The sequence below is a fragment of the Leptospira adleri genome, assembly GCF_002811985.1.
GTDB classification, from domain to species: domain Bacteria; phylum Spirochaetota; class Leptospiria; order Leptospirales; family Leptospiraceae; genus Leptospira; species Leptospira adleri.
In genome coordinates, this window is sequence record NZ_NPDU01000045.1 from 1 (window position 1) to 15,183 (window position 15,183).

14 protein-coding genes are annotated in these 15,183 nt (G+C 43.5%); 4 read left to right on the plus strand and 10 right to left on the minus strand.

The features are described from left to right. Window positions 1–13 precede the first annotated feature (13 nt). On the minus strand, window positions 14–1,231 hold the full coding sequence (gene tyrS / locus CH376_RS15860) for a tyrosine--tRNA ligase (RefSeq protein ID WP_100783716.1): 1,218 nt from the start codon (window positions 1,229–1,231) through the stop codon (window positions 14–16). Between the two features lie 32 nt (window positions 1,232–1,263). Here tyrS and CH376_RS15865 point away from each other — a divergent pair, with 32 nt between their 5' ends. Next, window positions 1,264–2,916, plus strand: a complete 1,653-nt coding sequence (locus CH376_RS15865; protein WP_100783717.1) for a glycerol-3-phosphate dehydrogenase/oxidase — start codon at window positions 1,264–1,266, stop codon at window positions 2,914–2,916. A 263-nt stretch (window positions 2,917–3,179) separates the two neighbouring features. Here the strand turns inward: CH376_RS15865 and rpoD are convergent, their stop codons facing one another. The 6 genes from rpoD to CH376_RS15900 form a co-directional block, all read right to left on the minus strand. Continuing rightward, window positions 3,180–4,937 (minus strand): RNA polymerase sigma factor RpoD, encoded by a 1,758-nt coding sequence (gene rpoD, locus CH376_RS15875; protein ID WP_100784067.1) that lies wholly within the window; start codon window positions 4,935–4,937, stop codon window positions 3,180–3,182. Window positions 4,938–4,952: 15 nt separating this feature from the next. Beyond that, a complete protein-coding gene (gene dnaG / locus CH376_RS15880; RefSeq protein ID WP_100783719.1) occupies window positions 4,953–6,755 on the minus strand; it encodes a DNA primase in 1,803 nt (600 codons plus the stop codon). A gap of 11 nt (window positions 6,756–6,766) precedes the next feature. Further along, window positions 6,767–7,213: a GatB/YqeY domain-containing protein gene (locus tag CH376_RS15885; RefSeq protein WP_100783720.1), complete on the minus strand. Its 447-nt coding sequence runs from the start codon at window positions 7,211–7,213 to the stop codon at window positions 6,767–6,769. 63 nt (window positions 7,214–7,276) lie between these two features. Then, on the minus strand, window positions 7,277–7,486 hold the full coding sequence (gene rpsU / locus CH376_RS15890) for a 30S ribosomal protein S21 (RefSeq protein ID WP_000232823.1): 210 nt from the start codon (window positions 7,484–7,486) through the stop codon (window positions 7,277–7,279). A 192-nt stretch (window positions 7,487–7,678) separates the two neighbouring features. Continuing rightward, complete coding sequence (locus CH376_RS15895; RefSeq protein WP_100783721.1) at window positions 7,679–7,891, minus strand: hypothetical protein; 213 nt, start codon at window positions 7,889–7,891, stop codon at window positions 7,679–7,681. 121 nt (window positions 7,892–8,012) lie between these two features. Then, window positions 8,013–8,456: a hypothetical protein gene (locus CH376_RS15900; protein WP_100783722.1), complete on the minus strand. Its 444-nt coding sequence runs from the start codon at window positions 8,454–8,456 to the stop codon at window positions 8,013–8,015. Between the two features lie 170 nt (window positions 8,457–8,626). On the opposite strand from CH376_RS15900, the gene fbp reads away from it, so the two are divergent. After that, complete coding sequence (fbp, locus tag CH376_RS15905; RefSeq protein WP_100783723.1) at window positions 8,627–9,655, plus strand: class 1 fructose-bisphosphatase; 1,029 nt, start codon at window positions 8,627–8,629, stop codon at window positions 9,653–9,655. Window positions 9,656–9,772: 117 nt separating this feature from the next. Here the strand turns inward: fbp and lvrB are convergent, their stop codons facing one another. Then, window positions 9,773–10,918, minus strand: a complete 1,146-nt coding sequence (lvrB, locus tag CH376_RS15910; RefSeq protein ID WP_100783724.1) for a hybrid histidine kinase/response regulator LvrB — start codon at window positions 10,916–10,918, stop codon at window positions 9,773–9,775. Window positions 10,919–10,984: 66 nt separating this feature from the next. Further along, on the minus strand, window positions 10,985–13,474 hold the full coding sequence (gene lvrA, locus CH376_RS15915; protein WP_100788185.1) for a hybrid histidine kinase/response regulator LvrA: 2,490 nt from the start codon (window positions 13,472–13,474) through the stop codon (window positions 10,985–10,987). A gap of 361 nt (window positions 13,475–13,835) precedes the next feature. On the opposite strand from lvrA, the gene CH376_RS15925 reads away from it, so the two are divergent. After that, on the plus strand, window positions 13,836–14,036 hold the full coding sequence (locus CH376_RS15925) for a YgaP family membrane protein (RefSeq protein WP_100783727.1): 201 nt from the start codon (window positions 13,836–13,838) through the stop codon (window positions 14,034–14,036). A 7-nt stretch (window positions 14,037–14,043) separates the two neighbouring features. Further along, window positions 14,044–14,601 (plus strand): HdeD family acid-resistance protein, encoded by a 558-nt coding sequence (locus CH376_RS15930; protein ID WP_100783728.1) that lies wholly within the window; start codon window positions 14,044–14,046, stop codon window positions 14,599–14,601. Window positions 14,602–14,607: 6 nt separating this feature from the next. Here CH376_RS15930 and CH376_RS15935 read toward each other — a convergent pair whose 3' ends face one another. Further along, the gene (locus tag CH376_RS15935; protein ID WP_100783729.1) at window positions 14,608–15,168 is read right to left on the minus strand and encodes an ion transporter; all 561 of its coding nucleotides are present in this window, start codon (window positions 15,166–15,168) and stop codon (window positions 14,608–14,610) included. Window positions 15,169–15,183: the final 15 nt, after the last annotated feature.

Sequence of the window (15,183 nt, forward strand, 5' to 3'; positions counted from 1 at the left end):
CTTCAAATCATTTTTAGGAAAGAATTTTTAAAAATTTTCCCTTTTTCCCCTGTCTTACCAAATATTCTTTTCCTCTTCGGATCGCCAATTTTTCATCTGTGATTTTATCTTCTGCCAAATAGAGTCCGCCCGCTTTGATCAGTCTTCGTCCTTCCGAAACGGAGGGAACAAAAGCCAATTTACTCAAAACCCAGACGAGCAAGGGTTCCGCGGTTTCCGCGAAAAACTCTTCTCCCAATTTGACTTCCGGGACGTCGTCCGGAACGGCTCTGGCTTTCGGATTGTGCACTTTCTTCCATTCTCCGATCGCTTCTTCGTTTTCGGACGGAGGCGAGAATTGATCCATGATCAATTTTGCAAGTTCGGTCTTCACTTCTTTCGGATGAAGTTCTTTTTTTTCGATTCCATTCTTCCGGTTTTGAATTTCAGATAGTGGAAGATCGGTGAGAAGTTCGAAATAATTCCACATGAGATCGTCGCCGATCGACATGAGTTTCCCGAACATATCGATCGGAGCTTCCGTAATTCCGACGTAGTTTCCGAGAGATTTTGACATCTTCTTACTTCCGTCGAGACCGACTAACAAAGGAAGTGTGATCACACACTGCGCTTCCTTTCCGTATTCTCTTTGTAAATCTCTTCCCACGAGGAGATTGAACTTTTGATCAGTTCCTCCGAGTTCTACGTCGCATTCCATCGCGACGGAATCGTATCCCTGCACTAAGGGATAGAGGAATTCTATCATGGAAATCGATTGTCCGGATTTATACCGTTTGCTGAAGTCGTCCCTTTCTAACATTCTCGCGACGTTGTATTTAGAGCTTAAAACAAGAACGTCCTCGAATTTCATTTCGCCGCACCAGGTCGAATTGTAGACGATCTTCGTTTTCTGCGGATCAAGGACCTTAAAGACCTGATTCTGATACGTTTTCGAATTTTTTAAAACTTCCTCTTTCGAAAGCCGCTTTCTAGTTTCCGACTTTCCGGTCGGATCTCCGATCATTGCGGTGAAGTCTCCGAGCAAAAAAGAAACTTCGTGACCTAAGTCCTGAAAGTGTTTGAGTTTTTTGAGCTGAACAAAATGTCCCAGATGAAGATCCGGAGCAGTCGGATCAAAGCCTGCCTTTATTTTAAGCGTGCCTTTTTTGTTCAGTTTGGACTTGAGCTCTTCTTCGCTGATTAGGTCCACACAGCCGCGGCGGATAATTTCGATTTGTTTTTGAATGTCCATGCAAGAAAAAATGGTTATGATTGTGAAACTTAATGCAAATTTGCAGGGGGAAAGAAACCTGTAAAGCAGGAAGAATTGTGAAAATGGAAAAACAAGGCAGAGCCGAACAAATTTCAAAATTACAAAAAGAGACCTATGACATTCTATTCATCGGCGGAGGATCGACCGGTGCAGGCGCTGCGTTTGACGCCGCAAAAAGAGGATACAAAACTGCACTCGTCGAAAAAAGAGACTTCGCGTCCGGAACTTCTTCTCGTTCCACCAAGCTCATTCACGGGGGAGTTCGTTATCTGGCTCAGTTTCATTTCAAGCTGATCCACGAGGCTCTCACGGAAAGACAAAGACTTTTGGAAAACGCGCCGCATCTCGTAAAGCCGCTCAAATTCGTTCTTCCGGCGTATCGATTTTATGAAAGACCCTATTATGGAATCGGTCTGACTCTCTATGATATTCTTGCTTCGAGAGGAAAACTTCCGTCTCACAAAACGATTTCGAAATCCGAAGCGATCTCAGAATTCTCCGCGATCAAAAAAGACGGACTTTTCGGCGGGATCACTTATTACGACGCTCAATTCAACGATTCCCGTCTGAACGTCCTTCTTGCGAGGGCTGCGGAAAAAGAAGGAGCGACCGTCGCCAATCGAGTCGAGCTCGTTTCCTTTATCAAGGAGAACGGAAAACTCAAAGGTGCGAACCTCAAAGATCTGGAAACGGGAAAGGTATTTTCAGTTTATGCAAAGGTCATCGCAAACACGACCGGAGTTTGGGTCGATCATGTTCGAAAACTGGACGATCCAAGGACGTTTAACGTGCTTTCTCCGAGTCAAGGAATCCATCTTGTCTTTTCCAAAGATAAAATTCCTTGCGAGTCGGCGATGATCATCCCGAAAACGAAGGATGGAAGGGTCGTCTTTATCATTCCTTGGGAAGATCACGTGATCCTCGGCACGACGGATACTCCCATCGAAAACCCGGGAGACGAACCTCTTCCGATCGGAAACGAAGTCCAATTCTTATTGGATACCGGAAACGATTATTTAGAATCGAAAGTCTCGCAAAAGGATATTCTTTCTGTCTTTGTAGGAATTCGCCCGCTCATTTCTCCCGAAGGAAACCAAGATACGAAGAATATCTCGAGAGAGGAAGTGATCCTCGTTTCCAATTCCGGCTTGGTTACGATGGGCGGTGGAAAATGGTCCACCTATAGAAAGATGGCCGAAGAGCTGGTGGATAAACTCATTCAGGTCGGAAACATTGAGACAAAAGAAGAATGTTCCACAAAGACTTATCCATTCCCTGGATCGAAAGGTTATTCGGAAAACCTTCATAAAGAATTGGAAAAAACGTACAGGATCGAACCAAAGTTCGCGAAACGTCTTCAGAACTATTACGGAACCGAAGTTTTCGAAGTTTTAGGAAAGAAACCGAAGCTCTTAGGAAAAGGAATTCCTTTCTTTGAAGAAGAGGTCGTTTTTGCGGTGAAAGAAGAATTTGCGTTAGGCGTCACCGATATACTTGCTAGAAGATTTCGGATTCTTTTTTTGGATTTGGAATTGTCTCAGAAAATGATCGGGCCTGTCGCGACGATTCTTGCAAAACAGCTCAAGTGGAAGGAAAAAACGAAGAAGGCGGAAGAAGCTGAGGCTCTTGAGCTGATTGAAAATTTGAGAAAGTCTTATCGTTGAAAAATTTTCCTTCGGACGGGAATGCTGAATCGAATTCAGAGAATTCCGAAATTCAAGGATTCATTCCTTAGAAAATCGGAAATTGTTCCGAAAGAACTTAGTCGGAACAACGACAACCTTTTTGTAAAATTCGCGCGCCCCACCCTGGTTTTGGGTGGTGGGGTGCGGTGGTGGGAAAATATCGGGAAATCTTTCTCTATCAGAAAAATCCCATCTCAGCAAGCAAAAATTCGTGCGAGCATTCTGTAGGAGCTCCTACAAAATCAGCCGTCGATATAATCCTTGAGTTTTTTCGAACGAGAAGGATGTCGGAGTCTTCGAAGCGCCTTCGCCTCGATCTGACGAATTCTCTCTCTCGTAACCTTAAATTGATAACCGACTTCTTCCAACGTCTGAGGATAACCGTCGTCCAAACCGAAACGCATCCGAATGACTTTTTGTTCGCGCGCAGGCAACGTATGCAGCACTTGGCGGATTTGTTCCGCGAGGATGCTGGACGCGGCTGCGTTCACCGGAGTTTCCACTTCCGTATCCGGAATAAAATCTCCCAGTTCGGAATCTTCTTCGGAACCCACAGGAATTTCCAGAGAGATCGGTTCTCTCGCGACGTTCTTGACCATCTTCACTTTTTGAACCGGCCATCCGAGTCTTTCCGCGATTTCTTCGTTGCTTGGATCTCTTCCGAACTCTTGAACGAACAATCTGGTTTCTCGGATCACTTTGTTGACTTGTTCGATCATGTGCACTGGAACTCGGATCGTTCTCGCCTGATCGGAAATCGCTCTTGTGATCGCCTGACGGATCCACCAAGTCGCGTATGTGGAGAATTTATAACCTTTCTTGTATTCGAATTTATCGACCGCTTTGATCAGACCGATGTTTCCTTCTTGAATCAAATCGAAGAAGTGCATCCCGCGATTCGCATAACGTTTTGCGATGGAAACCACAAGTCTTAGGTTCGCTTTGACAAGTTCCTTCTTAGCTTGAGAGATTTCTCTCTCTCCTTTGATGATCTTTTCGCCCCAGTCTTTGATTTCTTGAACGGTCGACCCTGCTTCCTGTTCCATACGGCGGAGTTTTCTTTCGTTGTTTCGAATGTCCTTGATTACTTCGCGGACTTCGTCAATGTTTACTCCCATCTTGACTTCGATGTCGTCTAACTTCTCGTTCTTTTCGATAAATCGGTTAAACGCCTTGATGTCGCGAACGTCTTGTCCGTATTGAGCCTTGATCTTTAGGAAATGGCGATCGATCTCCTTGATTCTGAAAACCATGGATTTGATCTTCTGAGAAATTTTCTGAATTTCCTTTTGTGAAACTCCGAGCTCTCGAATCGCGTTGTGAATGATTTCGGTGGAAGCGTCGATCTTCTCCTTGAATTCCTTGAACTTCTTGGAAGTCTCGGAATACTTTCTGATCTTAGAAACGGCTTCTTGTAAAACTTTCTCCTGTTCTTGAATCACGAGAATGTTCTTGAAGAATAATTCTTCTAATTTGTGCGCTTCTTCCGCATTGAGCGCATACATCTTGTCGACGCGGATGAGATCGTAGACTTTGATTTTTTTACTTCGAATTTTAGGAAGAAGTTTGATATAGTTCGCTCTGAGAATGGAAGAACTCAAGATCGTTTCTTCGATGATCTTTTCACCCTTTTCTATTCTTTTTGCGAGAAAGACCTCGGTTTCACCGGAAATCAAACTCACCTTTCCGATTTCTCTCAAATAAAGTTTGATCGGATCTTCGGAACCACTTGCGGACGCCGAGGATTCTTTTTTCTTTCTTACCGGTTTAGAATCATCTTTGGGAACGAGTGTGGAAGCCGGCTCCAGGGTATTTCTGGTATATTCTTCCACAATTTCGATACCCATCTCGTGCAAGAGGGTGAAGAAATCGTCGATCTTCTCTGAGTTCAGAATTTTATCCGGAAGAATCTCGTTGATATCATCATACGAAACTTCTCCGTTTGCCTTTCCAAGAGATATAATCTTCTGAACCTCAGGCATGCTTTGCAGATTTTCCATCATTTCAAATTCCCTCTAATTTGTGGTAGCTGATTGACTCCGGATATGTTCCAGAATCTTTTCCTTTTCCTTACGGTAAAAACTGAGTTCCGTAAAGATTTCAGGCGTAAAAAAACGTTCTCTTTTTTGATCGAGTTCCCGAATTCTTTCCTCGATCCGAAACTTCTTTTGCTGCAAGAGCAAAATTCTAAATACTTTCTGCAATTCTCCCGGTTCTATTCTTTCTGAATCTTCTTCCAAAAGATAAGGCGCCAGCGCCTGTTTTAGATCTTCCGGAATATCCGAGGCTAAGATCTGAACCGGAGAAATTTCCCCTTCGCCCGTATAGATCGTGTATAGGTAGTCCCAAAGAAACGAACTCGCCGTGTCCATAAATTCCATCGAAGAAATCTCTTCCGAGTAAGAGAACAATCCCGTATGTTTTACGAGCATGGAGATGATCTTTCTTTCACAATCCAACGCGGGTCCCGTAATGTTTTGGGTTTCCTTTGCGTTAGATCTATTATCGGCAGTCGAGGGTCCATTCTTTGCACCCGGTCCGCCTTTAAAATCTCGGAGAACGGCATCCATGCTGATTCCGAGTTTATTGGCCCCGAGTCCGAGAAAAAATTGTTTGTCCGTTTCTCGATTCAGGGTCTGAATAAAAGAATATAGATTTTGAAGCGCCCTTCTTTTTCTTTCGGGGAGCGCGCGAGAATCGGCCCGATCGAGCAATTCTTCCACTACGAACTCGGAACCCTGGACTCTTTGGGAAAGAAGGTCGTTCAATTCTTGTCTGTTCAAGGTTTTCGCAAGATCGAAGGGATCTTTTCCTTCGGGAAGCAATACGATGGAACATTCCATTCCTTCTTTTAGACAGATTTCAGCCGCGTGAAGGGCTCCCTTTCTGCCGGCGACGTCGCCGTCCAAAACCAAAACGACTCGCTCCGCAAACTTCTTCAAGGTCCGGATATGATTTTCATTGATCGCAGTTCCCATCGAAGCGATCACGTTTTCGAAATCCTTTCGCGCAAGACCGATCACGTCGAGATAACCTTCCACGAGCATCGCTTCCCCCGTTTTTCTTACGCCTTCTCGGGCGCGAAAGAAGTTATAAAAGGTTCGGCTCTTATCAAAAACAACGGAAGCCTGGCTATTGATGTATTTGGCTTCCTTTCCGGGACCCAGAATTCTTCCTGAAAATGCGATTACCCTTCCGGAAAGATCCAACACGGGGAACATAATCCGATCTCGAAAAAAATCATAAGGACGACCGTTTCCCGCTTCTTTTTCTCGAAGAAGTCCGAGTTGAATCGCTCCTGCGATTTCATCCTTCGTTTTTAAAACTTCCTTGGCGAGGGTGTCGAACCCTTCCGGTGCGTAACCTAAACCAAAAAGACGGATTTCCGAATCTTCGATTTCCCTTGACCTCAGATAATCCAATGCGTTTTTTCCGACGGGTGTATGTAAAAGATGCTGATAGTATTCGGAAACCTTCTGATTGATCTTATAAAGAAAATCGGAAACTTCCGCAAGTTTGGAATTCTTCTCTTCCAAAGGAATTCCGGAATATTCGGAAAGAATTTCAAGTCCTCTCGTAAAGTCCACTCTCTCGTAATCCATTACAAAACGGATTAGATCTCCGGATGCCTTACAACCGAAACAGTAGTAGAATTGTTTTTCAGCGGAAACGTTAAAAGAAGGAGATTTTTCTTGATGGAATGGACAGAGTCCTATGAAATTCTTTCCTCTTTTTTTGAGAGGAACAAAACGGGAAATGTAAGATTCGATGGGGACTTCCCGGTGAATTCGATCGATAAAATCCTTTTTGTTAGACAAAGGGTGCCCACTCAGGAAAGCCTGGATTTAACAATTGCCGAAACTTTGGTACCGTCTATGCTCTTTCCTTTGAATGCGGCCATAACACGGCCCATTACCTTTCCCATATCCTTTGCGGTCGGTTGTAATTCAGTAAAAATCTGATCAATGATAGCGATCACTTCAGACTCAGGCAGCTCCGGAGGAAGGTATTCCTTCAAAACGGAGGCTTCCCCTTCCTCTTGTGCCAAAAGATCTTTTCTCCCTGCCTTTTCATACATACCGATCGCATCCAGGCGTTTTGCATAAGCCTTTTTGATGACAGTGATTACTTGTTCGTCGGAGAGTTCTTTTGCTCCGGTTTTTGTGAGTTCATACTGTATGTCGGATTTTAAAAGGCGGAGCGTGGAAAGATGAGGTTCTTTCTTCGCTTTCATCGCCTCTTTCAGATCGTCGTTTATTTTTATCTGCAGGGACATAGGTTTTATGATTCTTTAAAGAGAGGGAATCTAATTGGATTCCGGTTTTAACAAAGCCTAAACTTAGGCTTTGTCTTTTTTAGAGAAAAGGCGTTTTTTCTTTTCAGCCTTTCTTTTTGCGGATTCGATCGCTTTTTTCTTTTTGATACTCGGTTTTTCGAAGTATTCTCTGCGTTTGATTTCGCTCATGATTCCAGCGTTCGCGCAGTCGCGTTTGAAACGTTTTAGAGCAGATTCAATCGACTCTCCGTCTTTAACAATGATTCCTACCATTCGATTTTTTGATTCCTTCGTTTTAATAGATGTCCCGAAAACGAAACATTCGGCGACAAAATTGCATGCAAAAATGGCCGCCAATTTCCGAAAGAAATGGATAGACCAGATTTACATTACCTGAAAAAGGGGGTATTATGTCAAGGGTTTTCCGACAAAATCTCAGAAAGTGAGCTGCTTTTCTAAAAATTCTTATGCAGCAAAGAATTCAGCCCTCTGAATTTCGGAGATTTCTATCTGAGCGACGATTCCTGTTTTCCCGTTTTTGATCACGACATCGCCGTTCAGTCTTCTGTTTTTATCGAGCTCGATTACGGTTCCGTTCTTTAGATGGAGGATGATATCGATTCCTCTGTAGTCAATGTATCGCGCCAAGGTATTCTTGAACTTTTCTGCTTGATCCATACTTTCCTCCGGAGCTTTTTAGCCCCGTGAAAATTTACGGTACAATCCAATATTCCCTGAAGAACTTTTTAAAAAAGGCAAATTTTGTACATCGGAATCGAAAGTAATCGCTTAACAGACGTCATGTACTTTTTGAGGAAACGAGCAGATTCTTCCAAATCGGCTCCAAACTTTCGATCGGAGAATTGAGTTCCATAAATTGAATCTCATAGTCGACGATCAGGTGATTTACCTGAAAGACAACCTCGTCGAAACGGGCCTGGACGATTTCGATCTTACAATCGGGCGAAAGCGTAAGAATCGATCTCGGATTGATTACATACAATTTGTCGTAGGGTCTGAGATGCGCTTGAATGATCGCCTTGAGTTCTTTCATGATCTCTCCCGACCTTTGCTCGCCCAATAATTTAAAATAAGAATAGAGGTCTTGAAAACGAAAATGAGTGATCACGATCTCGTTACTTAGGGAATTTCGAATGTCTCTCAAGATTTGATCCGAAAATTCTTCGAATAGATCTTCCGAAATTTTATATTTATGAGTGATCGGTTTGATTGTGGATATCACGAGACTTTCCTCTTCTTTCAGTATCGGATTTGATTTTTACGAAATTGCAAGATTCTTACTTTTACTTTCTTATTTTCCCGGAAGAACCGCTCCTTTTTTTGAAAGCGCTTTTCGCTTGAATTCGCAGGCGCTCGTAAAACTCTGTTGGAATCATTTTCCTAGAGGAATTTATGTCTGTTCATCCTACACAAACATTGAGTCTTTCCCAGTATCTGATCGAGGAACAACTCAAGTTACCGCAAGCGACCGGGGATTTTACGGCGCTCATGAGCCATTTAGTTTACGCCGCTAAAATCGTTTCCAGAGAGGTCCGTAAGGCGGGACTTTTGGAAAACATTCTCGGTTCGACGGATGTAGTCAACGTTCAAGGCGAAACTCAGATGAAATTGGACGAGTACGCGGATAAGGTTTTCAATCACACACTGACCCGTTGCGGTCACCTTTGTATCCTTGGAAGCGAAGAACACGAAGAAACCGTACCGGTTCCGAACGGCTACAAGATCGGAAAATATACGATCGCAATCGATCCGTTAGACGGGTCCTCCAATATCGACGCAAACGTTTCCATCGGAACGATCTTTTCGGTTCATCTGAGAAAAAGCCCCGGTGGAACTCCGGGAACGTTAGGTGACCTTCTTCAACAAGGTTCTAAACAAAGGGCTGCGGGTTACGTTCTTTACGGCTCTTCCACGATGCTCGTTCTTTGCACTGGAAAGGGAGTTTCCGGTTTCACTTTGGATCCTTCCTGCGGAGAATTCATTCTTTCTCATCCGGACATGCAGATGCCTGAAACCGGAGGGATCTATTCCATCAACGAGGGAAATTACAACTATTGGTCGGACGAAGTCAAAAATTACATCCGAGATATCAAATCGATCGAAGGCGGAAGAAAACCACAATCGGGAAGATACATCGGTTCCTTGGTCGCGGACTTTCACCGAAATCTTTTGAAAGGCGGAATCTTTCTCTATCCGAACGATACGAAATCCACGAAATATCCGAACGGAAAACTCAGACTTCTTTACGAAGCGGCGCCGATGGCGTTTATCGCGGAACAAGCGGGCGGCGTTGCGGTCACGGTTTATGGAGAAAGAATTCTGGATCTCACCCCGGAAGAATTACACCAGCGTACCACGTTAGTCGTCGGTAGTAAAAAAGAAGTGGAACACTTCTTAAAGTTCGCTCCCAAAAAACCGTAATAAAAATTCGACGTCTTCGGCTTCCATTCCGATCCGAAGACGTTTTTTCTCTTCTTCGGACTATCCGCCATGGGATTCGTCAGAATCTTTAAAACGATTCCGCTTTTCAAATTCGTTTTATTGTCCGGAAGTTTTAGAAAGTGGAATATTCAAAAAAAAGCAAGTAGATTCCCCGGGAACACTTTTGAAAGATAAGGATCCCCCGTGTTCTTTTGCGATCCCCAAACTTACGGATAAACCGAGACCGGTTCCTTTGTCGGCAACCTTAGTAGTAAAAAAAGTTTTAAAAATAGAATTTTGAATTTCTAACGGAATCCCCGCTCCAAAATCCTCCACTTCGAACTGCGCGAACATATTTCCCCGGATCTCTTGTAAAAATACAGAAACTCGGATCCGTTTTCTTTCGTCGTAATCCGGAAATCTTTGATTGAGACTATCGACCGAATTGTTGATCAGGTTCAAAAGGATTTGAAGAATTTGGCCCATTCGACAAAGGATAAAATTTCCAGGTTCCATGTTCTCCCAGCGCACTTCGATCTTGTTCATCTTAAAGATCTGTTGCGAAATCGATTGAATTTTTACGATGACTTCGGAGACGTCCACGGGATAAAAGTTCCCTTTTTCCTCTCTGGAAAATCGTAGAAGATCCTTCATGATCGTGGAGATTCTCGCGCTTTCGTCTCTGATTTTCGTTGCGAGCGCCTTTATCTTTTCCGCGTCCAAATTCTCCTTTGCAATCAGCGCCGCGTATTCGGAAATCGCAAATAACGGATTGTTGATTTCGTGAGCAAGGGTTCCGGCCATAAGTCCCATCGCTTCCAACTTTTGACTTTGTCTCAACTGTTCTTCGAGTTCGTATTTTTCCTTTTCGGCCTTCTTTCGCAGTTCGTGATCCTCAAGTTCGTGAAGAGCCCTTTGAACCGCAGGCAACAACTTTTCAATCCTATCCTTGAGGACGTAATCCGTCGCTCCCATGGTCAACGTCTGAATAGCGGCCTCTTCCCCGTAAGTTCCGGAAACGAAGATGAATGGAGTTTCGGGACACATTTGTTTAGCGGCCATCAGCGCCGAAAAACCGTCGTATTTCGGAAGGCTGAAATCGGAAAGAATCAGATCCGGTTTTTCTCTTAGAATAGCGTGCGAAAAACCTTCGGAATCGCTCACGTGAATCGATTCGTAATCTATCTTGGCCTTTCTCAACTGTCTTTGAATCAGCTCCAGATCCAAAAGAGAATCTTCCAAAAAAAGAATTCTCCATTTCATAAGTATGACATCCCTTTATTCGAAATTTGATATCTGCAACCCGATCCGATATATTCTAATATCATTTTATTTTAAACTATGGATCGTAATCTTAGGAAGAACAAAAGAAAAAACGGACCCTTTTTCGACCTCTCCCTCCGCGGAAACTTTTCCTCCGTGACGTTGTATGACACGAGCCACGATCGCAAGGCCTACGCCGGTCCCTTCGAATTCTTCCTGCAAATGCAACCTCTGGAATACTTTGAATAGACGATCGGCGTATCGTTTATCAAACCCGGCTCCATTGTCCTTTACGAAATACGTGTTCCATTCTTCGCCTTCCTTACATCCGATATGAACCTCGGGATTCTCGCGTTTGGAAGAATACTTGATCGCATTCGAAATCAAATTCACCCAAACCTGTTTCAGAGCCGATCCATCTCCCCAGACGTTCGGCAAAGAATCGATCCGAATCCTACATCGTTTCGAATCCGTTCCTTGTTGTAGATTTGAAACGACTTCTCGAACGAGCGCTTCCATGTCCACGGCTCGAGCGTTGAGTTCCACGACGCTAGCCTTGTGAAAATCGAGAAGATTTTGTATGAGATTGTTCATCGTATCTATACTTTTCCGTATGATGTCAACGATCCGAAGCGCTTCGGGATCTAAGTTCTTTCCGAAATCCTCCATAAAAATATTCATAAAACCTTCGATCGTTCGGATCGGCGCTCGGAGATCGTGCGAGACCGAATAACTGAACGCTTCCATATCGGCGTTCGTTGTTTCCAGGGTTTCGATCGTTTTTTTCAAACGGATGAAATTACGAACTCGGACCAAAAGTTCTTCCGGTGCGAACGGTTTGATCAAATAATCCTGAGCGCCTTCTCCCAAAAGCCGAATCCGCGCGTCCATGTCGGCTTTTGCGCTCAAGAAGATGATGGACATCGAATCCAATTCGGCATTTTCTCGAATCGCCCGGACCATTTTGTCTCCGCTCATCACGGGCATTATGATGCCCGTGATGACGATATCCGGTTTTTCTTGAATTGCTTTCTCCAATCCTTCCTTACCGTTAGTCGCGGTGATTATATGGAACTCGTGCGATAGAGTATCGAAGATATAACGTCTCATCTCGGGATTGTCTTCCACGATCAAAACGCGGCGTTTGCTCGCGGAAGGACTCTGCTCTATTTCGGAACGACCGTTCGTCCTTTTTAGATCGTAAATCGCGCTCAAAAGAGCCGGAGTGATGTCGTCGTGTTCCAAGGATTCATTGAGTTTCACTTTGGATTGATCCGGAATCGGAAGACGGACTTCGAACAAAGCTCCTCCCAACGAAGAAACGGAAGCAACCACCGTTCCGGAATGAAGATTTACGAATTCTTTTACGATTGCGAGTCCGAGTCCGGTCCCTCCGAAAGAACGCGAATCTCCCTCCTCTCCTTGTCTAAATTTTTCGAATATAACTTCGCGCAAATTTTCGGGGATTCCGGGTCCGTTGTCCTCGACTCGAATGGAAACGAAGGATTCTTCCTTTTTTAATTCGCAAAGAATTTTACCCGAATCCGGCGCGAACTTAAAGGCGTTTGCGATCAGATTCAAAATGATTCGTTCCACTTTGGATTCGTCGATCGTGACAAAACAGGATTCGGGAAGGATCGTCTGAAATTCTATGTTTCTTTCTTTGGCTATGGAATCGAAGTGAGCGGTAACGTTCGATATCGTTTTGCTGAGATCGACATTCGAATATCGAAGTTTCATCCTGTCCGCTTCCAGTTTGGAAATGTCCAGAATATCGTTTACGTGTTTGAGCAAAGTATAAGAATTTCGTTCTATCGTTTCCAGCAGACTTTTTTGAAGCGGCGGGATCGATTCCTGTTTTAATAAGGAACGAGTCGGCCCTAGGATCAAAGTGAGAGGGGTTCTGAGTTCGTGACTTACGTTGGCAAAAAAATGAGTTTTGAGCTGATCGAATTCGATCAGCTTTTGATAAACCTGTTTTAATTCTTCTTCCCGCCTCGTTAGGTCTTCGTTGAGAAGAGTAAGTTTTTTGTTGGAGTTTTGAATTTCTTGAGCTCTTTGGTAGATTTCAGTTTCCATCGAAGCAGTCAGACTTCTTAATTCCTCCGTAACCTTGTCTTGTTCGTTTCCTAAATTCTTCAATCGAACGAATTCGGTTACGTCCTCCGCTTTGTGGATGATGTAGACGATTTCCCCTTTGGAATTGAAAGCGGGGAAATTGGCGGGACTCCAAAATCTTTCTTCAAAATCCTCGGAGTCAGAACGTTTTACGTCGTATTTCTGAACGGCCATGGTATTGCTTTCTTTGTTTTGAAGGACGCTAAGAATCGAATCTCTTAGATTTTTGACGCCAGTTGCATGGGGATCGGAGGGGTTATCCGGAAATACGTCGAAAAGATCTCTTCCCACTATTTCCTCCCTTTTCGTATTCGTTGCCTGCAAATAGGAGTCGCTCGCTGCGGTTATTCTAAAATCGGGAAGTATGATGAGATAAAGGCCGGGTAATGACTCAAAAATAAGACGAAAGTCCTTGTTTTCTAACTCGTTTACATTCATTGCAACATTCAAAATTCACCGAACTATAAAATGGGAAATTCCTTGATTCGGTTGTTTCCCGCAAAAAGCAAAAACAGAAGCTATCAAATTATAAGTCGGTTTTCAATACATTTTCATACAATCTGTTCAATTGGATGGATTTTTTTGCACTTTACCACACTTTTGCTGAAATGCTTGATCTCGGCTTCTTTAGAAAATCCCGAAAGATCTCCAAAAATGGCTTAAATCGTCGGTTCTAGATTCTTATTTGGATCTTGACAAATGTCATCGCCTTGAATTCGGTTTTTACAGAAATTCGGATTTCATTCTTTTGGGATTCGGTTCAAGATAGAATTATAATATACAAGAGGAAGTTAACGTTATGAAAACAAACGAAGGCAATCTGGATAGAATCGCAAGAATCGTCGTGGGTCTCGGTCTGGTAGTTTACGGATTTATGATGCAAGGCGCGCTTGGAACCGGTATCTCCATCTTCGGCTTGATTCCGATCGCTACCGGAGTTATCGGCTGGTGCCCGCTTTACACTCTTTTGGGAATCAGCACTTGTCCCGTAAAAAAATAATTCGAAAATGAGCATCTTTAAAGATACAAAACACTGGTGGCTTCATATCCTTGTCGGATTGATTTGGATCGCCACCGGCGCTTTTACGGTTTTTTTCCCGAGGCAAAGTTATCTGGGACTCGCGCTTCTTTTCTCCGTGATTCTTGCCGTCACGGGGATTGCGCAGATTCTTTTTGCTTTTTACAATCGAAAGAGTCCCGGTATTTTGGGATGGAATCTCGTATTAGGAATCGTTGATTTAGTCGTGGGCACGATCCTGGTCTTACATCCTGAAATAACCGTGGTCACTCTTCCCTTTATCTTCGGGTTCTTACTGATCTTTCGAGCTTCTTCCCTCATTTCTTTTTCCATGGACATTCGAGTTTACAAATCTTATCCTTGGGGTTGGACGTTGGCTCTCGGAATCGCAACCTTGCTCTTCGCGATCGGAATTCTGTTTTTTCCGGTGATTGGAATTTTTACGATTTTGATTTGGACTGGAACCGGCTTTTTTATTTCCGGAATCGGAAACGTTTACTTGGGTTGGAAAGAATGGGAAGAGGAACGACTCTCCTTTAAAAAATAATTCTACTCAATCGGAATTCTTAGAGTCGCTTCGTCTGCGGCCTAAGGATTCCTTTAGACTTAAAAAATCGGAAAGAACGAAAATGATCGTGATAAAGGAAAGAATCGCTTCAAAGATAACCGCGACCTCGGCCTCCGTGCTCTCCGGAATGATCTTTATGATCCCTATGTTCGTAAAAATCATCAAACTGAAGTAGAAAAACTTAAACAACAATCCGAAAACGGCGGCTCCGCTTGGAAGTCCTGAAAACGAAGCCGGATCCACTCGATAGAGGCAAAAGAAATCCAATCCGAACGAAACGATGATTACGCTGATATTCACCGCAATGAATACAAGAAATTCGTAATATTTCAAATCCATTACGGACAATTCCGAAATCTTGCGAAAGCCCTTTATAAAAAAATAAATCGATTTTGTTCCCGCCAATAGGACGATCAAATATTTGATCTCGATTCCCGAGAATTCGATCTCATCCAAATATACGATCCCAAGTCCGAAAAGGATGATCACCGCATACTCTACGAGCGTTTTAAGGATATTTCTAACTACGAATTTATCGATTTCCATACGAACAATTTAGAA